The 22,904-nt window shown below is 57.4% G+C and carries 22 protein-coding genes; 14 read left to right on the forward strand and 8 right to left on the reverse strand.

Annotated elements, in window-relative coordinates:
• Positions 1–189 precede the first annotated feature (189 nt).
• Complete coding sequence (locus tag ABXR19_RS18420; protein ID WP_354602622.1) at positions 190–486, reverse strand: TolB-like translocation protein; 297 nt, start codon at positions 484–486, stop codon at positions 190–192.
• 129 nt (positions 487–615) lie between these two features.
• Here ABXR19_RS18420 and ABXR19_RS18425 point away from each other — a divergent pair, with 129 nt between their 5' ends.
• Complete coding sequence (locus ABXR19_RS18425; RefSeq protein ID WP_354602623.1) at positions 616–1,581, forward strand: YihY/virulence factor BrkB family protein; 966 nt, start codon at positions 616–618, stop codon at positions 1,579–1,581.
• A 271-nt stretch (positions 1,582–1,852) separates the two neighbouring features.
• Entirely contained in the window at positions 1,853–2,482 is a 630-nt protein-coding gene (locus ABXR19_RS18430; protein WP_354602624.1) for a hypothetical protein, read from the forward strand.
• A 52-nt stretch (positions 2,483–2,534) separates the two neighbouring features.
• On the opposite strand, the gene ABXR19_RS18435 is transcribed toward ABXR19_RS18430, so the two are convergent.
• Positions 2,535–3,482 carry an ADP-ribosylglycohydrolase family protein gene (locus ABXR19_RS18435; protein ID WP_354602625.1) on the reverse strand — a complete coding sequence of 316 codons (948 nt, stop codon included), beginning with the start codon at positions 3,480–3,482 and terminating at the stop codon, positions 2,535–2,537.
• A 587-nt stretch (positions 3,483–4,069) separates the two neighbouring features.
• Positions 4,070–5,284 carry a putative phage abortive infection protein gene (locus ABXR19_RS18440; RefSeq protein WP_354602626.1) on the reverse strand — a complete coding sequence of 405 codons (1,215 nt, stop codon included), beginning with the start codon at positions 5,282–5,284 and terminating at the stop codon, positions 4,070–4,072.
• Between the two features lie 664 nt (positions 5,285–5,948).
• On the opposite strand from ABXR19_RS18440, the gene ABXR19_RS18445 reads away from it, so the two are divergent.
• The gene (locus ABXR19_RS18445; RefSeq protein ID WP_354602627.1) at positions 5,949–6,800 is read left to right on the forward strand and encodes a pectate lyase; all 852 of its coding nucleotides are present in this window, start codon (positions 5,949–5,951) and stop codon (positions 6,798–6,800) included.
• Positions 6,801–7,011: 211 nt separating this feature from the next.
• Here the strand turns inward: ABXR19_RS18445 and blaCAR are convergent, their stop codons facing one another.
• Complete coding sequence (gene blaCAR, locus ABXR19_RS18450; RefSeq protein WP_354602628.1) at positions 7,012–8,025, reverse strand: CAR family subclass B3 metallo-beta-lactamase; 1,014 nt, start codon at positions 8,023–8,025, stop codon at positions 7,012–7,014.
• Between the two features lie 111 nt (positions 8,026–8,136).
• On the opposite strand from blaCAR, the gene ABXR19_RS18455 reads away from it, so the two are divergent.
• A complete protein-coding gene (locus ABXR19_RS18455; protein WP_354602629.1) occupies positions 8,137–9,048 on the forward strand; it encodes a LysR family transcriptional regulator in 912 nt (303 codons plus the stop codon).
• A 60-nt stretch (positions 9,049–9,108) separates the two neighbouring features.
• Here the strand turns inward: ABXR19_RS18455 and ABXR19_RS18460 are convergent, their stop codons facing one another.
• Positions 9,109–9,963, reverse strand: coding sequence for an ABC transporter substrate-binding protein (locus ABXR19_RS18460; protein ID WP_354602656.1), 855 nt, complete (start codon positions 9,961–9,963; stop codon positions 9,109–9,111).
• On the opposite strand from ABXR19_RS18460, the gene ABXR19_RS18465 reads away from it, so the two are divergent.
• From ABXR19_RS18465 to ABXR19_RS18510, 10 genes are all read left to right on the forward strand, one after another.
• Positions 9,868–10,335 (forward strand): hypothetical protein, encoded by a 468-nt coding sequence (locus ABXR19_RS18465; protein ID WP_354602657.1) that lies wholly within the window; start codon positions 9,868–9,870, stop codon positions 10,333–10,335. The two genes, ABXR19_RS18460 and ABXR19_RS18465, sit on opposite strands and share 96 nt — an antisense overlap.
• 683 nt (positions 10,336–11,018) lie before the next feature.
• The gene (locus ABXR19_RS18470; protein ID WP_354602630.1) at positions 11,019–11,540 is read left to right on the forward strand and encodes an Hsp20/alpha crystallin family protein; all 522 of its coding nucleotides are present in this window, start codon (positions 11,019–11,021) and stop codon (positions 11,538–11,540) included.
• Positions 11,541–11,922: 382 nt separating this feature from the next.
• On the forward strand, positions 11,923–12,762 hold the full coding sequence (locus tag ABXR19_RS18475) for a helix-turn-helix domain-containing protein (protein WP_354602631.1): 840 nt from the start codon (positions 11,923–11,925) through the stop codon (positions 12,760–12,762).
• Between the two features lie 25 nt (positions 12,763–12,787).
• Positions 12,788–13,087 carry a putative quinol monooxygenase gene (locus tag ABXR19_RS18480; protein ID WP_354602632.1) on the forward strand — a complete coding sequence of 100 codons (300 nt, stop codon included), beginning with the start codon at positions 12,788–12,790 and terminating at the stop codon, positions 13,085–13,087.
• A gap of 301 nt (positions 13,088–13,388) precedes the next feature.
• Entirely contained in the window at positions 13,389–14,414 is a 1,026-nt protein-coding gene (locus tag ABXR19_RS18485; RefSeq protein ID WP_354602633.1) for an alpha/beta hydrolase fold domain-containing protein, read from the forward strand.
• A gap of 383 nt (positions 14,415–14,797) precedes the next feature.
• A complete protein-coding gene (locus ABXR19_RS18490; RefSeq protein ID WP_354602634.1) occupies positions 14,798–16,036 on the forward strand; it encodes a TGL-type protein-glutamine gamma-glutamyltransferase in 1,239 nt (412 codons plus the stop codon).
• A 194-nt stretch (positions 16,037–16,230) separates the two neighbouring features.
• Entirely contained in the window at positions 16,231–17,235 is a 1,005-nt protein-coding gene (locus tag ABXR19_RS18495; protein ID WP_354602635.1) for a sulfate ABC transporter substrate-binding protein, read from the forward strand.
• A gap of 48 nt (positions 17,236–17,283) precedes the next feature.
• Positions 17,284–18,138, forward strand: coding sequence for a sulfate ABC transporter permease subunit CysT (cysT, locus tag ABXR19_RS18500; RefSeq protein ID WP_354602636.1), 855 nt, complete (start codon positions 17,284–17,286; stop codon positions 18,136–18,138).
• Positions 18,135–19,007: a sulfate ABC transporter permease subunit CysW gene (gene cysW, locus ABXR19_RS18505; RefSeq protein WP_354602637.1), complete on the forward strand. Its 873-nt coding sequence runs from the start codon at positions 18,135–18,137 to the stop codon at positions 19,005–19,007. The genes cysT and cysW overlap by 4 nt, the downstream gene beginning before the upstream one ends.
• On the forward strand, positions 19,004–20,077 hold the full coding sequence (locus ABXR19_RS18510; protein ID WP_354602638.1) for a sulfate/molybdate ABC transporter ATP-binding protein: 1,074 nt from the start codon (positions 19,004–19,006) through the stop codon (positions 20,075–20,077). The genes cysW and ABXR19_RS18510 overlap by 4 nt, the downstream gene beginning before the upstream one ends.
• A 19-nt stretch (positions 20,078–20,096) precedes the next feature.
• Here the strand turns inward: ABXR19_RS18510 and ABXR19_RS18515 are convergent, their stop codons facing one another.
• From ABXR19_RS18515 to ABXR19_RS18525, 3 genes are all read right to left on the reverse strand, one after another.
• Positions 20,097–20,255 carry a hypothetical protein gene (locus ABXR19_RS18515; RefSeq protein WP_354602639.1) on the reverse strand — a complete coding sequence of 53 codons (159 nt, stop codon included), beginning with the start codon at positions 20,253–20,255 and terminating at the stop codon, positions 20,097–20,099.
• A 391-nt stretch (positions 20,256–20,646) separates the two neighbouring features.
• Complete coding sequence (locus tag ABXR19_RS18520; RefSeq protein WP_354602640.1) at positions 20,647–21,375, reverse strand: Tle-like phospholipase domain-containing protein; 729 nt, start codon at positions 21,373–21,375, stop codon at positions 20,647–20,649.
• Positions 21,376–21,632: 257 nt separating this feature from the next.
• Positions 21,633–22,715 carry a T6SS phospholipase effector Tle1-like catalytic domain-containing protein gene (locus tag ABXR19_RS18525; RefSeq protein ID WP_354602641.1) on the reverse strand — a complete coding sequence of 361 codons (1,083 nt, stop codon included), beginning with the start codon at positions 22,713–22,715 and terminating at the stop codon, positions 21,633–21,635.
• Between the last annotated feature and the right edge of the window lie 189 nt (positions 22,716–22,904).

Here is a 22,904-nt window from a genome sequence, read left to right on the forward strand (position 1 = left end):
CGAGTCAGCAGCTTCGCCAGAGGGGCTGAGAAGCTGAAGGCGATTTATGCGTTATGAGTTGTGTGGAATGGTATGGGATAAGGCGGGCTTTTTGCTGGCTTACTGTTGATATTCAGCCTGTCGAAATGCCGCAATACAAGACCTGAGCACAGCCTTCTTGTAATCCCGGCTTTCGCAGCTAAGCACCAATCAGTTCATCGCGGGCACCAGGCCTTTGTTGAATATCTGAGTGCGCACACCCTTGCGCGGTTTGACTTCGCTCACAACGCTGGTCGGTACAAATCCTTCGTTAATAGTCGTGGAAGTTACGATCAGGTTTTTATCACCAGCGAAAAACAACGTCTTGCCGTCCGGGCTGATCACCGGCAAGGTGGGCTGTTGCCCGGCCGACGCAGTCGTATCAAAGACATACACGCGCGGCATCTGCCCCGAGCTCGTGCTCTCGAGATAAACGAGCACATCTGCGCGCGAACCATCCGGCGCCATGCCCCCGACACCGCAGCAGTTACTGTCTGGCACCGATCAAACCGACTTTGACTGTCAATGCGCCACAGCGCACAGACAGCATCGCGCTTGCCGCGTTAAAAAATGTCCCGTCAAACAAAATCGAAGCCGATGAAACAAGGACTGCTCAAGCGGACAGGAAACGCGTTTCAGCGCGCAGCAGAGGTGACGCCCGTCCGCGTGGCGCTGGCGTGTGCTGAAGGCTGGAGCGCGGATCGGTGCTCTTCCATGGCCGCGGCACTGGCTTTCTATGCCTCGTTTTCACTGGCACCGATGCTCGTCATCGTCATCGCCGTGGCGGGCTTTTTCTTTGGCGAAGAGGCAGTGCAAGGCCGGCTGTTCGATGAAATTCGCAACCTGCTCGGCAAAGAAGGCGCCATCGCCGTACAAGCCATGGTGGCAAGCGCCTGGAAAGCCGACCGCAGCGGCTGGACAGCCGGCATTTCCGTGGCTGCCGTTCTGCTGGGCGCATCGGCAACCTTCACCCAGCTGAGCGATTCGCTCAACACGATCTGGCATCTGCCACTGCGCAATCAGGGCGCCTTGTTCAGCCTGGTCAAGGTGCGCTTGATCTCGTTTGGCCTGGTGATCGGCATTGCCTTCCTGATTGTCATACTACTGGTGTTCGACGCAGCGCTGTCCTTTTCCATCAGCAGGTTTCTCGGCTCCGCCGAGGGCATGAGTGCGGCCGCCGCGCAGTGGGTGCAATGGGCGCAGCGCGGGATTTCCGTATTGCTGTTGGCAGGCGCTTTTGCCGCGCTCCTCAAGATATTGCCGACCACACCGGTACGCTGGTCCAGTGCGTGGCTTGGCGCAGTCGCGGCAGCCATCCTGTTCAGCATTGGCAAAAATCTGTTCAGCCTGTATCTGGCCCGCGCGGGCACGGCCAACGCCTTCGGCGCGGCAGGCTCCCTCGCGGTACTGCTGATGTGGTTGTACTTCTCTTCAGCGGTTTTTCTGCTGGGCGCAGAGCTGGCAGCACATTGGAATGGAAAATTTGACCGGCTTTCCGCAGTGCCGAATGCCCCGCCGCAGCCGGGCGATATCAGGATCGCCTGCACCATCGACCCTGAATAACAAAGATCCGGGAATTCATGCGTAGAGGCGTTAGGTGGAGTGCAAACTCCGCCATTCCGTTCCCGCGGCCCAAAACATTGCACCAAACGTCCCCATCTTCCGCAACTGTCCCGCTCTCCTCCCTAAGCGCGCGGTACTTTGCATTTCTTCTTTCCCATCCGCCCAGATCCGAATAACGTCAAATTTGATAAATTTGATAAAATCAACTAAGCGGCGGTTATAATCCACCCGAGACTTCATCCGCGCCATCAGCCAGTCACCACTCGTGAATATGCTTGCCCGACTTCTACGCTCTCTTGCCGCCACCGTTTTCCTGGGTCTCTGCGCCCACGCCCAGGCGCTTGATCTCAAACTGAGCAACGCCAATCAGGAAACCGGCGACGGCGGCTGGATCAGCGATCACCAATGGGCTACCGACCCGGTTCATGGTGACTACTGGAAAAGCATCACAATCATCGGCACCGACCGCTCCGCCTGGATGTCACGCGACACGCCCTGGGGCTACCCCCTCGCCAACACCACAACCCTTAGCGCAACCTTTGCCCAGGCCGCCAGCGTCAGCTTCGACTGGTTCTACACCAGCTACGACAGCAATCTGAGCGCCGACGCCGCCGGCTACATCCTCAACGGACTGGTCCACACGCTCAGTTCCACCAGCAGTGCCAGCGCCGCCGGCCACGTCTCGCTTATCCTCACCGCCGGCGACAGCCTGGCCTGGTACGTATCCTCCACCGACATGCTCGGCGGCCGTGCCAACCTGACCCTGCGCAATGTACAGATCAGCTCCGTGCTCGTGCCCACGCCCGTCCCCGAGCCAGCGCCTGCCGCCATGCTGCTGACAGGGCTATTCATGCTGGGTGCGATAGCTCGGCAAAGGCTCGCCACCCGCGCAACTGGCTGAATAACCGCAGCAGGCATTTTCTCCAGGACTTCGTGCGCAACCGCTCTTCCTGTCAAACCAGCTTCCCCAGCGCGACGGTCATGGCCTGAAGTTGCCTCACCCGCGCCAGCCATTCCAGCGGAATTCCGTTTTCGCAGCCCAGGCCAAACAGCGCGCCCAGCGTCGCCCCCAGCATCACGCTTCGGCCGCAGCTGTCACCGCCCGTGCGGATGTTGGCTTCGATGCCGGCGCGGTAGCTCGGCGCGTGCTGCAGGATGTGGAAAATCAGCGGCAGGCCTTGGGTGACATGGCAGGCGCGGCCGAATTGCTCGCCGGCGGCCACGCTGTCGAAAGCAGGCAGGGCCAACGCCTGCTCCAGCAAGGGGCGCAGCGTAGGGCCGGCCAGCGGCAGCGCGTCACCCAGTGCCGTCGCGATGGCCACCCCATGCAGCACATCACACAGCAGCTGCGCCATGCACTGTGCGGCGCAGACGGCGACATCGTTGTGGTTGGTGATGCGCACCACGTCTTCAACGCTTTCGCGCAAGGCCTCGCGGCTGCCACGGTGCGTCAGCACAATGGCCGGCAGGGCCGCCAGGGCCGGCAGCTGGTCGTCGTCCGCGCCCGATGCGGCCGGGAAGTTCGCCGGCTCCAGCGGCAACAGGCGCAACAGGGCTTGACGCGTGGGCGAATCGATATAACCCACGTAAGCCCCGCCCGGGCCGAAGTGCGCGCGGTACGCCGTCTGGTAAGCCGTGCGATCAAAGTCGCCGTGTCGGGCCAGATGTTGCAGCATCAGCAGACAGACTTCGCCATAGCCACTCAGCTCCCCTGCCCGCTTCACGCCATGGGCGAAATAGCCATGCGTGCCTGCGTAGTGGGCCGCATCGGGTTCCAGAAACACCAGGCCGCTGCGCGCCTCAATCTGCGCAATGCGCGCCGGATCGTAAAGCCAGTGCAGGCCCAGCGCAGCGGCATCGGCCACCAGACCTCCCAACAGCGTTGCTTCGCGCATTTGCATGATTTTGGCGTCCTGAATTTGAGTGATCGGGGTTCAATGGCTCGCGTGTCGCGAGCACTGCGGCAAGTATGGCAAATGCGGCGACGGCCGCAGTGAAATCTTCTCCCTTGCTTACCGCGGAATTTGCGCATGCCTCACAGCGCGGCGCAGGCCTGCTGACTCAGACGTGCCGGGCCGTCCGCAGCGCCTTGCAAACGCCATCCGCCTGCAGGCTGATTTTTACAACGACATGAAGAGACTTGCCGGGCGGACCTCTTCAGGCAGACCGCCCTGCGAGGCAGGCGGGGGGCGGGTCTTGAGATGGTTACCCTGAAAAAAATCAAAACCCGCCGCATCGGGCAGGCTTGGGCTTGAAAATATCGGGGTCTCGAAACTAAGCTCCTGACCTCTCGAAGGCTGAAACTTCCGCCGCTCCCGCGAAGGCGGATTCCAGCGGCGCTTGCAAAGTCACGGGACTCCCGCCCCGATCAGGTTGAGGGCAAGCTCTTCACGGGAATAACGCTGGAGCGCTTGCTGATCCTTGAGTGAACGGCTTATAGGACCTGCCCGGGCCTACGGCAAACGGCAGAATCTGACCCGGCATTCGTTCAATCGCCTCCTCTATCGGTGCTCAAGGTCTTGTACAGGCGATTCAGGCGGCTAACCTCAAGCTCCCGTTTGGCGGCTTCCTCCGCCTCGTTTTCCGCGTCGCCTCCGGCGCTCAGCGCTTCAGCCTTGCGAGCCTTTACCGACTTCAGCCTTGCCTGCGACGACGCGATCATCTCGAAAACCGCCTTCATCGCCCGCTTCTGGCTCACCGGCGACATGGAATCCGACACCATGCCGTTGCGCAAGCAGCTCCACCGCGTCAGCCCCATCCCGTAGGCCTCGGCCTCGTACAGGGAAAGCAGGCTGTAATCGGGCAGGTTTTCCGAGCGCAGCCCTTCAAACAAAGCCAGGTTTTCGATGAATTCCTTGAAAAAGAACGCATCCTCGCGCAGCGCATGGAAAAAAATCATCAGCAGCTCAGACTGGGAAAACTGCCCCCGCAGCAAACGCGCATAGAAGGTCTTGTTCTTGATCGTGCTGCTGTGCAGGAAGCGCGCGATATTCTCGATGCTCTGATAATAATGCTCGACCAGATGACCAAACTGCGCGTAATTGTCGTCGTAATAATCGCTCAGCCAGAACAGGAACTCCTCCTTGTCTGACCAGTTCTGGCACATATCCAGAAAGTCGTAATCCGAAAAACTCTCCACATACATCCGGTGAATCGCCGCCCGGCCCTTGACGAAACCCTTCTCATCATTCAACTCGATCGAATTCAGAACTTCCTGATGCAGCCGGATCGTCTGGAAAAACGTATCCTCAAACGCCTTTTTTTCCGCCGCCTTCGCGCTCTCCTGCGTATCCCGCTTCACCTGCGCCAGCTGCTCCCGCTGCAACATCACCGCCACCAGTAGCCCGCCGACCGACAGAAACCCGAAGACCGGATTCAGAATCCCGCCGAAGAAATCGCCCAGCGTGCCCAGCGTGGCCGGGTCTTGCAGCGCGGCATAGCCACCAAATCCCCGGGCGTGATTCACGTAATACTCGAACACCCCATAGCCAATGCCCAGCATCACCACAGACGACACGACCAGCACACCGATCAGCGCTGGCCAGCCCGATCTGAGCAAGGATTGATTCCTGAATCGCATCACAGCCCCCAGAACAGGCCTCAAACCTGTCGCGAAAAGCCCTTGCCCCGGCGGGCAACACGCCTTTCCTCCAGAAATTACGGCGCCCGCCCCCGAAACTTTGGCAAAAATCCAGGCCGCCACACCTGCGGGCACCCGCCGCGCCAAGCCGCAATTGACGCATTCAAATACCGCAAGAGACTGCGGCAAACATGGGCGGCACAGGCCGCGGCTGTTGTTTGGCCCCACCTGAAGAGCCTTGCTGCCGGACTTCTTCGAGCATGCCGGCCTGTGATGCTGGCTGGGCGCGGCTATTGGAATGACGAGCCTGAAAAAACAAAGTCCACCGGATTGGGCGGGCTTGGGCTTAAAAATGTCGGAATATTAGCCCCCCCCCGTGTTTCTAAAGCCTGCCGGTTTGAGTAAGCCTTTGATTTGAGCGAAAGAGCTTTGAAGAATTCTTAATGCAGGAAGAGCCATCGAACTTTTTTAAATGTCGGAATTGATGAGTTTGTGGCGTATTTGATTTATTCGCATACCGTATTCGAAATCTCTGCCTCAAATTGATTAATTTGCATTAATCAAAAACACCGCCAGTCACAATCCTGAAACCACACATCAGCCAACGAATTCACCGACAACTAAAAAAAACACATACAAAACAAGGGTAAACCTGTACTTCATCCGCAATGATCGCCGGCTTCGTCGCCAACAGACACCAACAAATCGTGCAACAATAAGTTTGATCGAGAGATTTACCAACTCGGTCGTGCAGTCCTTAAAATCAAAAAACATATGGAGCAACTTAATGCAGCATTATTCAAAAGCAGCAATTCTTTTTGCCATTCTGATGAGCTCAGGCCTCGCGCAGGCGGCTAATTCCCGTTGCGTAGCCGGTGCCACCTTTACCAACGAAACAGTGGATTGTGGCGGTGCGTACATCACCGGTGGCTGGTGTGATGGCGATAACGACAACCAGAAACCCATCATCACGCTGAAGAACGCCACCATCAAGAATGCAAAGTTCGCTCAGGGCAAAGCCGGCAAGGGCATCCAGTGCTACTCCGGAACCTGCAACGTCGAGAACGTCACCTTCGATGAAGTCTGTGAAGATGCCATCAGCACCCGCGCCGATGGCGTGACCCTGAACGTCAAAGGCGGCACGTTCAAGAACGTCATGAGCAATGCCGTTGCCTATGGCAAGAAGCCGGATAAATTCATCCAGGTGAATCAGAAGAACGTCAAGGTGAACATCTCTGACGCTTCGTTCTACATGGTTGCCGCCACCGCCTCTACGCCTAGCCCGATCACTGGTCGTGCCGGCAAGGTTGTTCGCACCTGTGGCAACTGCAGCGGCAACGCCGGTCCGCGCACGATCACCATGACGAACGTGAAGACCTATGGCGCGTTTGACTCCATTGCCGGCGTCAATTCGAAATATCGTGGCCTCAGCTCCAGCATCATGGACACTGTTACGATCACCGGCCTCAAGGTGCAAGGTTACAAACTGGGCAGCGACAAGAAGACATCAACGCCGCCGGTCTGCGTTGAATTCGAAGGCATCGACAAGACCAAGCACACCGGCGAATCGCCCAAGCTTGGCCAGGCCTGGAATACTGCCAGCTGCAAGCTAAGCACCAGCAACGTGTCTGCGCTGTAATGCACTGAAACGCGCCAGCCCTTGCTGGCCGAAATAACTCGCCCCGGGTGCAAATCCGGGGCGAGTTTGCGTTTGCGCGGTGACGATTCACCCTGCACGAACCTCAAGACTCAAAGCGCCTTGCGTGTCGTGCGTAGACCGGGCGCAGGTTTATCGATCAAAGATCTGTACCCTGCCCCCGACCTCTCCTCGCGCACACTGCATTTCAAGATTACTGCGTTTGCTTGTTTGATCGTGCTTGTTCAATAGCAAGTCGTTCTGTTGCTCCGGCACGCAATCCGTCCAGCTGTTTGTTCAAACCATCGGGATCAACCAGAGGATGCGGCTGGCCAGGCTTGCGTGTTTTAAGGAGTTCTTTAGCCTCCGTTAGCCCGGTACTGAAGGGGTGAGCGGTCAGATGCACGCTAATTGGATTCTTGGAATCGCTCTCCATGGCCTTGATGCGATCAACGCTGCTGATATAAGCCTCGACCTGTTTTGGGCCGTCTATTGCATTCAGCCCCAATCCACCAATGGTGATGGCGCGATATGTCTTGTCACCATCCTTTACGTCGAGCGCATATGAAGTTGTGCCCCATGTATGGCCAGGCGTTGCATAGGCGTAGAACTTGGTATCTCCCACCGTCAGCACGTCACCATCTTTGACGATAATGTCCGCAGCCGCAGGCATCGTCCATGCACCGGGTTTGCCTTGTGACTTTTGAGCATCGGCTTGAGCCTCGCTCCAGCCTGCCTGGGTCATGACAAATTTGGCATTGGTCTGAGACTTGATCTTGGATACGCCCCCCACATGATCGAAGTGACCATGTGTCAGCAGCACCATCTTGATGTCCGACGGATTAAAGCCAAGCTTTTTGATGTTGTTGATGAGTTGGTCGGTATACGGTTCGTACACGGTATCAATCAGTACCAGGCCATCACTGGTCTTGATCAGCCATGCCGACACCCAGCAAATTCCAACGTAATAAACATTGTCAAATGCCTGGTACGGTTCAATCGTTTGGGAAGCTGCATCGTTCATCCAGCGCTTAAGCTCCGGCGGCATTTTTCCGGTGCGCCCAAAATCATTGAAAAGCGCGTTGATCGTCGGTGACGGACAGCCGGTCAGTGGCGGAGCGCTTGCCGTATTGGATGTGGATGTCGCCGGTGACGGGGTTTGAGCATGAGCTGTGCCGCCGACGATGAGTAAGGTCGTCGCGATAAGCGCGAGAAGTTTGTTCCGCATTTTCATTCCTTTGCGAGAGGGTGTGGAACGAAGTATGGTTGCATTATGTGAACGGATAAACCCTAGAATACGCACATTGTTGTTGCACATTTCGATCAATACGGGTGATTTATGGATCGCTTCCTTGCCATGCAGGTGTTTGTGGACGTGGTGGACTTGGGTAGCCTCACAGCGGCGGCTAACAAGCTGGACATGTCGCGCGCGATGGCTACGCGCTATGTTGCCTCCTTAGAAAAATCGCTTGGCGCCCGACTGCTCCACCGCTCCAGTCGCAGCCTGGGCCTGACCAGCGCTGGCAACGATATCCTGCCCTATTGCCGCCAAATTCTGGCGCTGAGTGACGAGATGGATTCGGCCACAGAGAGCAAAAATGCCGAGCCGCACGGTTTGATCCGGGTCGCCAGTAGCATCTCCTTCGGCCAGTCCTACCTGGCCGAAGCATTGCTGCGCTATGCCGCGCAATACCCAAAAATTTCAGTCGAAATGGTCATGGCTGATCGTGCGGTCAATTTGATTGAAGAACGAATCGATCTGGCCATTCAGGTCGGGAATGAACTGGAGCTGGGGCTGATTGCACGTCTTCTGACCCGCTGCCCCTCGGTCGTATGCGCAGCCCCCGCGTATCTGGCGCGCAAGGGCACGCCTCTGCACCCCAAGGATCTGATTCAGCACAACTGTTTGAACCATACGCGTCTTGGCAAAATCTGGCGCTTTAGCGCTCAAACGACGGATTCCACAGACCCGGCTGTTGATGAAGTATCGGTATCAGGTAACTTTGCGGCAAATGACACCATGGTACTGCTACAGGCCGCACTGGCCGGGGACGGTATCGTCCATTTACCCGCATTTACGACGACACCGCATCTTCGTAGCGGAACACTGCTGCGCTTGTTTCCTGAGTACAGACTGCCGGAACTGGGCGTCTACGCGCTGTATAGCTCGCGCAAGCATTTACCTGCATCCACACGTAGCTTGCTGGATTTTCTGGTTCAGGATCTGGCGCTTTCTCAGAACTACGGTTAAGGATCTGGAAAAACAAAAAAAGCCAGTCGCAATGACTGGCTTTTTTTACTGGTGCAGAGATCAGTCTTTCAGCGGCGAGATGCCTTGCACGGGTCCAATCAGGCGCTCAAACAAGCTCTTCAGACGTTCTACACGTGCCCGGTCACGCATGAAGGCGAGGAAGTCTTCTGGATTGGTGTTGTATTCACTCAGGGGCTTGAAACCGTTTTGCAGTGCAACATCCTTGCGAAGCGGGAACTGGCGCGGGGACGATTGCATGGGCAAAGAAAGCATCCAGCTGACATACAGTTTGGCTGCGGCCGGATGCTTGGCTTGCTTGAAAATCGCACCGGTCTGCGCCCAAGTCAGGAAAGCATCATGCGAAGGCAAAACAAAACGCGTATTCGCTGACTCAACAGGCACAAAATTTCCTGAGGTGCCTGTGGCGACTGCGTACTTGGCGACTTCTACCGCATCGCGCGGCGTTTGAGTTCCTCGGACCCATTGCACACCATTGGCTTGCAGCTTGGCGATGAAATCAATCCCGTACTGCTGAGTGATTTTGTCGAACATATAGAGGACAGCATCATCGTCATGCGGATAGGTGATGACGATCTTGTCCTTGAATTCGGGCTTGAGGAAATCAGCATAATTGCGCGGCGCATTCTCCGCAGAAACCAGGTTTTTATTGTAGCTGTTGGCAAAGGTCAGCATGAACAACCCGGAAAAACGCGCTTGTGGATCTTTGTAGGCATCCGGAATTTGCGCCCAGCCGATGGGTTTGTAGGATTGCAGCAAACCACGTGCAGCCCAGTTATCGAAATCGTGCAGGGTTTGCAGATGCGCAACGTCGACCTTCAAGTCTTTGCGCAACAACTCCTCTTCAATTCTGGCATCGTGATATTTGCTCAGATCGACCACCAGATTCAGCTTCATGCCCGGAAACTGGCGCTCAAATCCAGTTTTGATCGCGAATCCTTGGGTTACTTCATCACCGCCAGCGTAGACCGTGAGTTGGCCGCCTTCCTTGAGCGCGGCCTGATACAAATCCTGCAAGCTTTGACCGCCTCCATCACGCTCAACGACCGTAGGTGCGACTGGCGCCAAGTCTGCTGCAAACGCGCTTGCAGGGACTGCCAGAAAGAGTGCCATCACTGTGGTGGCCAGGGGATTGCGCATGAGTTATCTCCATCGAAATTGATCTGTTATCAGGCACTCACTTGGATCGACCGATTGTCGACAAGTCAGCAGGTGAGAACAGTATCAATCATCACGACAAGTGATATAAACGGACATTTTCGACAATAGCTTTTGCGAAAAACAGGACAATTGAGCTAAAAAAGACTCTGTTCGCGGCAATCCTGGGCTCCATCCCCGCGGATGAGTTGGCACTATTTCTGGGCCAATGCCTGCCTTGCATCGTTGTTCCCGCTAAGGCCGGAACCCTGAAACCAGCCCGAAGAGCCGCACCTGTCGGACTTCTTCAGACAGGATTTTGGCTGAGGAAGGCAGTACAAGGCTCAGCTGGCAGGCTGCTTCTTGAGGCAAACTGGGCGCGGCTATTGAGAGGGTTGCCCTGAAAACACCAAAGCCCGCCGGATTGGGCGGGCTTGGCTTTTTCTCAGAAATGCTTCAATTCAAGACCAGACCCTGGCCTCTGACCCTGGACTTCTTTTCTCAAATGCAGAAAGCCTGCACTCGTCCTCGGCCGCGCCGCCTCACTTTCAACGACCAAGTGCACCTTCAATTCGCCCGATGGTCCATATAGACCTGATCAAAATGTGAACTAATTTCAAAATTCACTCGGTGCTTTCACCGGCGCTGCAAATCAGCTGCCCGGGATTTAATAGTCAATACCGGCCCCCCTCGGGAACTTGAGACTTCCGATTGGCGTGCGCACGCCATGGTTTCGGAAAGACCAGAGTGAATTCATTTCATTTTTTCCACACAAGCGGCCTTCATGCGGAGTCCGCCCTATCGGGAGAGTCACCATGACGAACGAGATCAAGGAAAATATTGCTGTAACAACCAAACCAAAAACTGAAGTGGCCGAGTCACGTCCCGCGCAATTGCTTGCGCCAATGGCTGAGGTTGAACGTCTGTTCGACCGGCTGATGCCACGTTCCTGGATCCGCCAGATGGGGTTCGACTGGCCCATGTGGGCGGGTCTTGAATCACAGATCACCAATATGCGCCTGCCACAACTCGATGTCATTGATCGCGACAAGGACGTCCTGATTCGTGCCGAACTTCCCGGCGTAGAGAAGAAAGACATCGACGTATCGATCAGCGACAACACCGTGATCATCAAAGGGCACGTCAGCCGTGAATCGAAGGAAGAAAGAAAAGATTATTTCCGCTGCGAGATCGAACAGGGAGATTTTTTCCGCAGTGTCGCCCTGCCCAGCGCAGTCGACAAAGCAAAGATCAGCGCCAGCATGAAGGACGGCATTCTCGAAATCCTGATGCCCAAGGAAGAGAGCGCACAGCGTCATTCCATCGAAGTGCGCTAGCGCGGCAAGGTAATCGCCCTGTCCCGGCGCCTGCAATGACGACCCGGGCTGGGCACACGCATCCAGCGCAGACGAAAATCCTGCGTCTTGCAGACAAGGAGGCTCGCCGGATCAGGCGGTTTTTTGCCAGGAATGTCGCATAAACGACCTGATTCCAGCTCTTGAGCAGACCGGCCTTGATGCCGTTCAGGCTGATATCTCACACTACTAAAATCCCGTCGTTCCCGCGAAGGCGGGAACCCGGTGGCTTCCCCCGGCAACGCTTGAATTTCATGTCAGGTCTTGTTTTTTGCGGAAAAAGGCAAGACCTCACCCTACTTTCCCAACCCCGCAACCTCTCAGCCTCACGCGTAGAATGGCCGCATTATCAGAGAGGTTTTGCGTGAATCGCTACTTCGTCATTCCCCGCGCAGAGTTGCAGCCTTATGTTGATCGCCTGTGGGGCTGGGAAAGCGAGCTGGCACAGCCCATGCCGCCAATGTTGCCGGGCACAGGCGCCGAGTTGATGTTTCACTACGGTGATCGGGTCTTCCTGCGTAGCGCGCGTCATGGCGTGATCGATCCAGGCGAAGCCTTCCTGCCCGGCACGCGCCACGGCCCATGCGAGTTGCTGGCGCAAGGCCGCATCGGCTTTATCTCGGTACGCTTTCGCTCCGGTGCCTTGCGCCATTTCAGCCCTCTGTCGCTGATTGAACTGGCCAACCGCCCCGCGACGGCGGGCGAAGTGTGGGGCGATGCAGGGCGGCAACTGGCCGAACGCATCATTCAGGCGCCAGACCGCAACAAACGAGTGGCATTGCTGGAAGACTGGCTGCTCGCCTGCCTCGCACGTCATGGCAAGCAGCAACCGGCCATTGAAGCGGCTATTCGCGCCCTCTACTACCGCCATCGTGAAGTGAAGATCGACGCGCTGGCTGACGAGATCGGCATGAGCCGACGGAATTTCGAACGCGTCTTTCGCGAACAGATTGGCCTGACGCCCAAGGCCTTCCAGCGGACTGCGCGTTTCCATCTCACCTTGCGCAACACGCTGCTCGCTGGCCGCAGCGATTACCTTGACGCAGCACTGGCGCACGGCTACTACGATCAGGCCCACTTCATCCACGAATTCAAGGGCTTCGTCGGTAAATCGCCCACGCTCTTCCTGCAGGCGGCTGCATCAATGGCGCATTTTTACAATCCGTCGATTTTCTCACCCGATAAAGTCCCCTTTCCGCGCTGAAAAGCGTCACTGAAAGAGGTTCGAGATGATTACTTTGAGTGCTGTTTTCCACGCCAAATCCGGGCGTGAAGCTGATTTGAAGGCCGCGCTATGCGCCATGATTCCCGAGGCGCGCAAAGAGCCGGGCACCCTTGAATACACCGTGCATCAAGCCAAAGAAGATCCCGGCATGTTTTTCTTCTACGAACAGTTTCGCGATCAGGCAGCGCTGGATATTCACATGGCAGCGCCCTACCTCAAGGCGCTGCTGGATCGCGTGCCGGAGCTGTGTGCCAGTGCGCCGGTCGTGACTTTTTATGATCGCCTCTCTTCAATTCGTGATTGACTGCTCGTCTCTCAAACTGCAGCCCGTTTCTTGAGGATGCGCCGCCGCGCTGCGTGTGGCGGCCACACTCGAATTCGCTTCTGCGCATGACAGACAAGCAAAAGCCCGCGAAAATTCGCGGGCTTTTTTTCAGAAATGTCGTAATACAAGACCTGACTCCGACCTTCGCCGACCTTCGACCTCTTCGCATGGCGTCGCCACATCGCTGCCTGCCATCACCCGATTGAAAATACAGGTAAAAACCTCAAACCCGCACTCGGCCCTGTGCTTTCATTACGCATCATTTTTGAAAGGACGAACCATGCTTCCAATGACAAAGGCCTTGTGTCTGGGCCTGTTGATGACCGTGCCGATGGCGCACGCTGCAGACCCGGCCAGCCTGCCCGGCTACACCGAAGGCGCGCAGGTCATCCGCATCACGCAAGACGCCGGACAGGTCGACGCCATCAGCGGTGTCATCTATTCGCAGCTGAAAGGAACGCGCTCGGTTCGCCAGCTTCGCATGGCACTGCTCGTGCCCCGCACGAGCGACCTCAAACCCGCCATCGTGTATTTCCCCGGCGGCGGCTTCACCTCAGCCGAGCACGAGAAGTACATCGAAATGCGCATGGCCCTTGCACAAGCCGGCTTTGTCGTCGCAGCTGTCGAATACCGCACCGTGCCGGACAAATTCCCTGCCCCGCTCGAAGACGCCAAGGCCGCCGTGCGCTACCTGCGCGAACATGCGAGCGAATACGGCATCGACCCCGCGCGGATCGGCGCACTGGGCGATTCTGCCGGCGGCTACGTCGCCCAGATACTCGGCACCACCAATGGCGAACGGCGTTTCGACAAGGGCGTATTCCTCGACAAGTCCTCAGACGTGCAGGCAGTCGTCACGCTGTACGGCATATCGAACCTGCTCAACATCGGCGCCGGTTTCCCGGAAAGCCTCCAGAAAGTTCACGAATCCCCTGCTGTCACCGAAGCCTTGCTGGTGAACGGGCCTGCGTTCGCCCGCTTCCCGGGCGCAACGATTCAGAGCGTTCCGGACAAAGCCCTCGATGCCAGCGCCATGGGGCATCTCACCGGCAAGAAACCACCGTTCCTGATCTTTCATGGCAGCGCCGACATGCACGTCTCCCCCGTCCAGAGCGCCCAGCTCTACAGAGGCCTGCTGGCCGGCGGCAACAAGGCCGACTACGTGCTCGTCGAGGGCGCGGGCCACGGAGACCTCACCTGGTTCCAGAAGCCCATCATCGAGCGCGTCCTTACCTGGTTCCAGCAAACGCTCGGCAAGCCCGTCAAGGGCAAAGGATCTGCAGGGGACACAAACGCCAATCTGTGACCAGAAGAAGCGAAAAAGAGGCCGAACTGGCGCTTTTTCAATCACCGCCTGCAGAGCCGCTTGGGGCGGACTTCTGCGGGCAGGCTGACCTGTGAGGCAAGCGGGGTGCGGGTCTTGGGGCGGCTGCCTGAAAAAGCCCAAGCCCGCAGGATTGGGCGGGCTTGGGCTTATAAATGTTGGAATGTTAGATCCCGCGCTTTTCGCGGGCGAAACGTTGGCGCGACTACCGGCAATTCGGCGTGCCAGCCGTATCCGCAAGCCCCACGGTTAATCTTTTCGAGTGCGGCCTTAGGAGCAGGCGCTTCGACAAGCACAGCACCGCTAACTAGGCTCAGAGCAGACTTCATCCCCGTGCGATTCACGCAGCACTCAGGGAGCACGCAATGCCCTTTGCCGCTCGCCATTTTCACCGCATTGACACCCCGTTCCGCAACAGCCTTGGCCGTCTCGAGCGGCTGATCCGGCCTCTGCTCTATGCTGCGTTCGCCCTTACCTGGACAATATCGGCGGAGGCCACCAACGACGGAATCCGCTTCAGCTGCAGCCCGGCACAACTGGCGGCGGTTAATGCAGGCATGCGCCAGTATCTGCAAGCCTTGCAGATCGACCCCGCCCTGATCCACACCGACGACCAGCGTACCCAAGGCGCACTCGGCTATTCGTTGGCGACTCCGCTACACGACACCAACACCCTTGATCTGCATCGCCGCCCATCCTGGCGAATTCAAGAAGAGATCATCACCCTGCCCGCGCGCGCCGGAAAATTTCGCCGGGTAAGCACCGTGTCAAAAAAGGAGATTCTGCTGGCGCTGCTGCAGCACGGCCGTCTTACCGAATTCGCCGGTACGGCGTGCAGCGTAACGGCCCTCAAGGAACACATCGCGCTACGCCAGAATATCGTCGCCTGGGCCGAACATCTGCATCTGGGCTGGCCCAACGGCGGCCCGGCACGCTGGAATCCACACTATTGGCAGCGCGGTACACCGCAGACGGGCATAGCACTGCCGGCAGCCCTTCAGGACGCCTTCGATGCTTCGTCGCAATACGTTCTCGGCTGCTATACGGCGACTAAACTGATCATCACCCAGGGGGTAGTTGACTATTTCAGGCGCGTACAGGGCGACCCCCTGCTCTCTGCGCAAGTGCATCGGCGTTTGTATGCGGATGACGATCCGCTCGTGAATATCGAGCCGCCTGAAATGTGGAGTTTTGAGGCGGATTTCGACCCTGCGCTCAACCAACAGTCTGGCAAACTACTGAGCCTCAGTCATGGCCATGCGCCCCGCAACTTTGTTCCCGGCGACTGGGCTTATCTCCTCAATACAGATCCGCAAAGTGCCGGACTGATCGGCTACGAAGGCTCCAACGCGCTATATCTGGGACGCGACCGTTTCGCCGATCTCTACAACGACAATCGGCATGCCTACAGCCATCGCCAGAAAATCGACGAAGTCTATCAGTGGCGCAACGGGGTATTCAGTCGTTCGCGCGATGCCGCCAAGATCCGCAAGCTGAGCGAAAGTGATTATGAACGCCTGGAAAAGACACCCGCGCAAGGCGGCCTCGTGCTGGATCTGCGTGCCACCCCCCACCTGTTCGGCCACGCCCCCTTGCCAGATTGACGCGCCAAGGGCTGCCAAGGGGTAGAGTAAAGGACAGGCGAAAGCCTGTCCTTTACTCTACCCGGCCCCGCCCCGGCCCTGCCCTGCCGGCCCTGTTTATTCCAAAACGATCTAAACGAATCAAGTTTTGTTCTGATTTCGGATAAGCCGCGCAGGCATACTTGCTCCACCCCCAGTTCCAACGGAGCAAGACCATGCACAAGACCCTCAAACTCGCGTTTGCCACCGCTGCGCTGCTGAGCCTCGTCGCCAGCGCGCAGGCCCAGCAGAAGGACATCCTCAACGTCTCCTATGACGTGGCGCGTGATGTGTTCAAGGACTACAACCCGCGCTTCATCGCGGCCTGGAAGGCCAAGACCGGCGAAACGCTGGAAGTGAAGCAGTCGCATGGCGGCTCATCCAAGCAGGTGCGTGCGGTGGCCGATGGCCTTGAGGCCGACGTGGTCACGATGAATCAGCCCACCGACGTAAGCTTCCTCGCCGAGAAGGGTTTGCTTGCCGCGGACTGGAACAAGAAATTCCCCAACAACGCTTCGCCCTACACCTCGGCCATGGTGTTCATCGTGCGCAAGGGCAACCCCAAGGGCTTCAAGGACTGGAGCGATCTGGTCAAGCCGGGCGTGACGATCACCATTCCGCACCCCAAGAACACCGGCAATGGCCGCAACACCTACCTCGCAGCCTGGGGCTGGGCCTTGCGTCAGCCAGGCGGTAATGACAAGACCGCCGCTGCGTATGTGGGCGCTTTCCTCAAGAACGTGCCGGCCTTCGCGCCGGGTGGGCGGGACGCCACCACCAACTTCATCCAGCGCGGGCAGGGCGATCTGTTGATTACTTTCGAGAGCGAAGCTGAACTGATTGCTCGTGAGTTCGGACGTGGTAATTTCGACGTGGTCTATCCAAGCCAGACCTTGCAAACAGAGTTTCCAGTCGCTGTGGTCGACAAAGTGGTCGACAAGCGCGGCACCCGCAAGCAGGCCCAGGCTTATCTGGAATACCTGTGGAGCAAGGACGGTCAGGAGAACGCCGCGCAGAACTACTTGCGCCCGGTCGATGCCGAAGTGCTGAAGAAGTACGCGGCGCAGTTTCCGTCGATCAAGACTTTTACGGTTGAAGAAGTCTTCGGCAGCTGGGACAAGGCCTTCAATGCGCACTTCAAGGACGGTGGCTCCTTCGATCAGGTCTATCAGTCAAAATAAGCCCTTCACCGGACACGAATGGGCCGGCTATGCCGGCCCTTTTTCATCATGACAAGAAAATCACATCGCGTTCTGCCCGGCTTCGGTCTGTCGCTGGGTTATGCGCTGGTCTACCTGTCGCTGCTGGTGCTGATCCCGCTGGGCGGGTTGATCGCCAAGAGCGCGCAGCTGAGCTGGCCGCAATTCTGGGAGATTGCCACCACGGCACGTGCCTTCGCCGCCTACAAGGTGACTTTTGGCTGTGCCTTGCTCGCCGCCATCGTCAACGGCGTGTTTGGCCTGATCGTCGCCTGGGTGCTGGTGCGCTACGAATTTCCCGGCAAGAAACTGGTCGACGCGTTTGTCGATCTGCCCTTTGCCTTGCCGACCGCCGTGGCCGGCATCACCCTCACCACGCTGTATGCCAACACCGGCTGGGTCGGTCAGTTCCTGGAGCCCTTGGGTTTCAAGGTGGCGTTCAGGCCCGCCGGTATTGTCGTAGCGCTGATCTTCATTGGCATTCCCTTTGTGGTGCGCACGGTGCAGCCGGTGATCGAGGATATCGAGCAGGAGGTCGAAGAAGCGGCCGCCAGCCTCGGCGCCACGCGCTGGCAGACTTTCCGCCGGGTTCTGTTTCCGGCACTGTTTCCTGCGCTGTTGACGGGGTTTACGCTGGCGTTTGCGCGCGGCGTTGGCGAATACGGCTCGGTGATTTTCATCGCCGGCAACATGCCGATGATCTCGGAAATTACGCCGCTGCTGATCATCTCCAAGCTGGAGCAATACGACCTGCCGGGCGCCACGGTGCTGGCGGTGGTGATGCTGGTAATTTCCTTCGTGTTGCTGCTGTCGATCAACCTGTTGCAGTGGTGGGCAGCCAAGCGTCATAGCGGTCGCCATATCGATGCGGGGGTGCAGGCATGAGCACGGTCCGCCGCGTGAATACCGAATCGCTGCCGGTGCGCCTTCTGTTGATCGTGCTGGCGCTCGGCTTCCTGTTCCTGTTTCTGGGTCTGCCGCTGCTGCTGGTGTTTGTCGAGGCTTTCAAGCTGGGTTTCGGACCATACTGGAGTGCACTGGTCGAGCCAGACGCGCTGTCGGCCTTGGGACTGACCTTGTTGATCGCGCTACTGGTGCTGCCGCTGAACATTCTGTTCGGCGTCGCCGCCGCCTGGCTGATCGCGCGCTTTGATTTTCGTGGCAAGAGTCTGCTGACCACGCTAATCGACCTGCCCTTTGCGGTCAGTCCAGTGGTCGCCGGCCTGCTCTTCATCCTGATCTTCGGTCGCCAGGGCTGGTTTGGGCCTTGGTTGTCAGAACATGGCATCAAGATCATCTTCGCGTTGCCGGGCATGGTGATTGCCACCATGTTCATCACGCTGCCCTACATTGCACGCGAGCTGATTCCGCTGATGCAATCGCAGGGCAAGGACGAGGAAGAGGCGGCTGTGTCACTCGGCGCGTCGGGCTTCCAGATGTTCTGGCGCGTGACCTTGCCTAACGTCAAGTGGGGCCTGCTGTATGGCGTGATCCTTGCCAATGCCCGTGCGATGGGCGAATTCGGCGCCGTCAGTGTAGTCAGCGGGCATATCCGTGGCGAGACCAACACGCTGCCGCTGCATGTCGAGATCCTTTACAACGAATACAACACGGTCGGCGCTTTTGCTGCGGCCTCGGTGCTGGCCCTGCTGGCGCTGGTGACGCTGGCGGCGAAGAGCTTTGTGGAGTGGCGGATGCAGAAAGAGACGGACATGCTCGACGCCGAGCTTCCTCCGGAAAGGATTGAAAAATGAGTATTGAAGTCAAAAACATCAGCAAACGATTCGGCAATTTCGTCGCGCTCGACAACATCTCGCTGGAGATCCCGACCGGCGAACTGGTCGCACTGCTCGGCCCGTCCGGTTGTGGCAAGACCACGCTGCTGCGGATCATCGCCGGCATGGAATCGGCCGATCAGGGCTCGGTACTCTTCCATGGCGAAGAGGCCACGCACGTGCATACGCGCGAGCGTCAGGTCGGTTTCGTGTTCCAGCACTACGCGTTGTTTCGCCACATGAGCGTGTTCGAGAACGTCGCCTTCGGCCTGCGCGTCAAATCGCGCGCCGAGCGCCCGGCCGAGGCCGAGATCCGCGAGCGCGTGATGAAGCTGCTCAAGCTGGTGCAGCTCGACTGGTTGGCCGAACGCTATCCCTCGCAGCTCTCCGGTGGCCAGCGTCAGCGCATCGCGCTGGCCCGCGCCCTGGCGGTGGAGCCCAAGGTCCTGCTGCTCGACGAGCCTTTCGGCGCGCTGGATACGCAGGTACGGAAAGAATTGCGGCGCTGGCTGCGGCACCTGCACGATGAAATGCACATAGCATCTGTTTTCGTGACTCACGATCAGGAAGAGGCGCTGGAAGTCGCCGACCGCGTGGTGGTGATGAATAAGGGGCACATTGAGCAGGTGGGCACGCCGGACGAGGTCTATTCCGCGCCGGCCAGCCCCTTCGTGTATCGCTTCCTGGGCAACGTGAATGTCTTCCACAGTCGCGTGCATGGACAGTGGGCCGATGTAGATCGGGCCACCCATCTGGAAAAGGATGAGGCGCTGGCCTTTGTTCGCCCGCATGACATCGAGATTCAGCGCGAGTCTTCAGACGGCGCGCTGTCAGCCGGCGTGCTGCATGTACAGGCAATCGGCCCGCTGGTGCGGGTCGAGGTCGAACATCAAGGCGAAATCTTCGAAGTGGAGCTGACCCGCGAACGCCACAATCAGCTGGCCTTGGCGGCTGGCGAAACCGTGTGGTTGCGGCCGCGCAATCTGCGCGTGTTTCAGGGAGAGCAGATGGTCAGCAGCCAGACCTTCGATCTGGGCGCCGGGATTTGATGCCGCGCGCTTTGGTGGATCAGGCCAGCTTCGCCAGCGCGACGGTCATGGCCTGAAGTTGCCCCACCCGCGCCAACCATTCCAGCGGAATGCCATTCTCACTGCCCAGGCCAAGTAGGCTGCGGCAAGTGTGAGCAACAAGTATGGCAAGAATTGCAAATGCGGCGGCGACAGCCACCGCGAAATCTTCACCTTGGCTGGCGGCGGCCCTTGCGCCTGGCACGCGGCCCCGCACCGGCCAGCTGATTCAGGCGTGCCAGGCCGTCCGCTGCGCCCTGCAAACCTTCGGCCGGCGGATGGCGCCGTTTTCAAGCACTGCCTGAAAAGCCGCTTTGAGCGGACCTCTTCGGGCAGGTCGGCCTGTGAGGCAAGCTGGGCGCGGGTCTTGAGAGAGGCTCTAAAAAACAAAAGCCCGCAGGATTGGGCGGGCTTTGGCTTTTACTCAGAAATGCTTCAATTCAAGACCTGCCCCCGGCCTTCTGCTAAATGAGTTGTGTGGAGCGGTATGGGTTAATGGGTGACTCCGAACTTTATAAAATCCAGGGTCTTCGTGACACTAGTTATTTGCACTATTTAACTATATATGCCAAGTCTGGGCTTAACTCAGGGTTTGTTAAGGCTCCTTCCATCAGCAATCCTTTCGCCAAAAGATCTCCCCTATGCTTGCTGTTTTCATTAAATAAATCAGGGTAGTCGCATTTGAAGACATCGCTTTTTTCAACCACATCGTTATCCTTCTTCCATATCTTCCTTGCTATATCAAGAATTTCACCTGCCTGGTACACAATGATGCGTTCCGCGGGTTCATGCATATTTCCTATGCCGTCAAACACTCGCGGCGAAGGGTCAAACGTAAAAGCCTTGACTCCATGATGTACTGAAACACTAAGTGCAAGTCCTCCGCCAAGAGAATGGCCTGTTGCGATAACGTTTTTATTACTATTTTTTGATAAATATTTTGCCATATCCTTTCTGGCCTGCCTGTACTGAAAATTAAATGGAGGAACTGAAAAATTCGCAAAAAGGTAGTCATTTTTTTCGTCAGTCCCCCTGAATGCAAAAACGACTTTGTTTGTATCTACCTTCTCATAGATATTGTAAGCAAGACCTGATAACTTGTGCTCAACCGCGGCACTTTCAGTGGGCTCTCCATTCAAATCCACCTGCTCCCAGCCGATTTTATTGAGAGAAAATCGAATTCGTCCTGGATTGATTTTATATGCATTGGCGGCCATCATTGCGTAAACGGCAATACCGCCTGCCAACTCCGGGGTCATTGTATTAACTTGTTTACTCATTCCAACCTCCTTGAATAAATGATTCAAACATGGATGAATTGACGGTCAAGGTAAGCGGCTTGCACGGATGTTTTGATTAATTCGAGCCTGGCCACTTTTATTTAAGCACCGACTTTCAGTGCTTGTGGATACCCAGTCCATTGGAATTTGAACTTGCAGGCGCTAACGAAGCAGGCGATAACTACGTGGATTGCCAACATTTCTAGCGCCTGCGGCCCTGTTTTGGGAGAGCCGCGTTCAAACGCAATCAGGCCGGATCAATACGGAGCTGATTTATTCGCAGCCACCAGCGTGGGCGGTCGATAATCTGGAACACTTGCCCAGCGTTGCCAGACGCTTGGATCCACCGTGACGTTGACGCCCCTGCTGACCTTGCCCTCGCTGTCCTTGCATTCCTGCTCAAAGCAACGATAAAAGCGTCCATCACCAGCATGGAGTACGCCTCGGAGTACGGCGTACGCGCCGCCAGCGAATTCGCGAAACGAGTCGTGCGGTTCTGTTTTGAATGCTTTCGGAGCCGGTACGACAGGCACAAATTTCAGCCCGGCCGCGACCGCCTTTTGTTGCATCCAGAGCAGAGAAATATCGGAGAGAGGATTGTCATCCGCGAGAGGATTATCGCCATAACCGCCGCCAACGTCGGCATGCGCTCCTATGAACCAGCGCTGCTCGACATCGACATTCTCGGGCTTTTTCAGGCCGTTCTCCCCGACCCACTGAACCACGTCATAAGGTGCGCGGTGTTCATCGAGCGCCATCGCCTGATACGCGTGCTCCACGATCTTCGACAACTGCGTGTCGTGCCAGGAATACAGTCCGCGCTCCGAAATCATCGTGCCGGGTATTCCCAGCGAGCCCACGGTATCCCATACCCCGATGAAATAAACTTTGACCTCGCGGCTGTACTGGCGGCGGAACCGTTCGCTGGGCGGATCGTCCGGGCCGGCAGACTTGTCCCGGTAGAGTTTCTCGGCGGCAACCTGCAGGTCTGGCGTACTCACGTGCAGCAGGCCGCATTTGCGCAGCAGGCCGACCAGACTCCGTGCCGTGTAGGCCCCACGGCTAAAACCAAAGACCCAGATTTCATCGCCTTCCATATAGCGCCGGGCCAGCCAGTCATAGCCTTCCATCAGGTTTTTGCTCAGACCGGTGCCAAACATTCCGCCCTGCAAGCGCGTCAGTTTTGACGTTCCCACGCCCGGATCGTAAAAGAAGCGCTGAGGCACCTCCTCGTCATAGTCAGCCAAGCAACTGCACATCCGGAACACGTTGGTACGATCCTGCGGATCGTTCCACGTACCATCGAAGAACACGACCAAACGCTGCTTATTTCCAGACATGACGTCCTCCTTGCGCGCAAACAACAAACGGGATATCAACTCACGTGAAACACCTCTTCAAACAAACATTTTAAGAACCCGACTACCATCAACTTGCGATGGAGTCAGTCCACCAATAGCGGTACAAACGGGTATGCAGTGCCGGACCAATTATCTTGCTGACGCCGAACCCAGGCCGCGCAGCTTGCC

It is taken from the genome of Uliginosibacterium flavum (genome assembly GCF_040566545.1).
Taxonomy (GTDB): domain Bacteria; phylum Pseudomonadota; class Gammaproteobacteria; order Burkholderiales; family Rhodocyclaceae; genus Uliginosibacterium; species Uliginosibacterium flavum.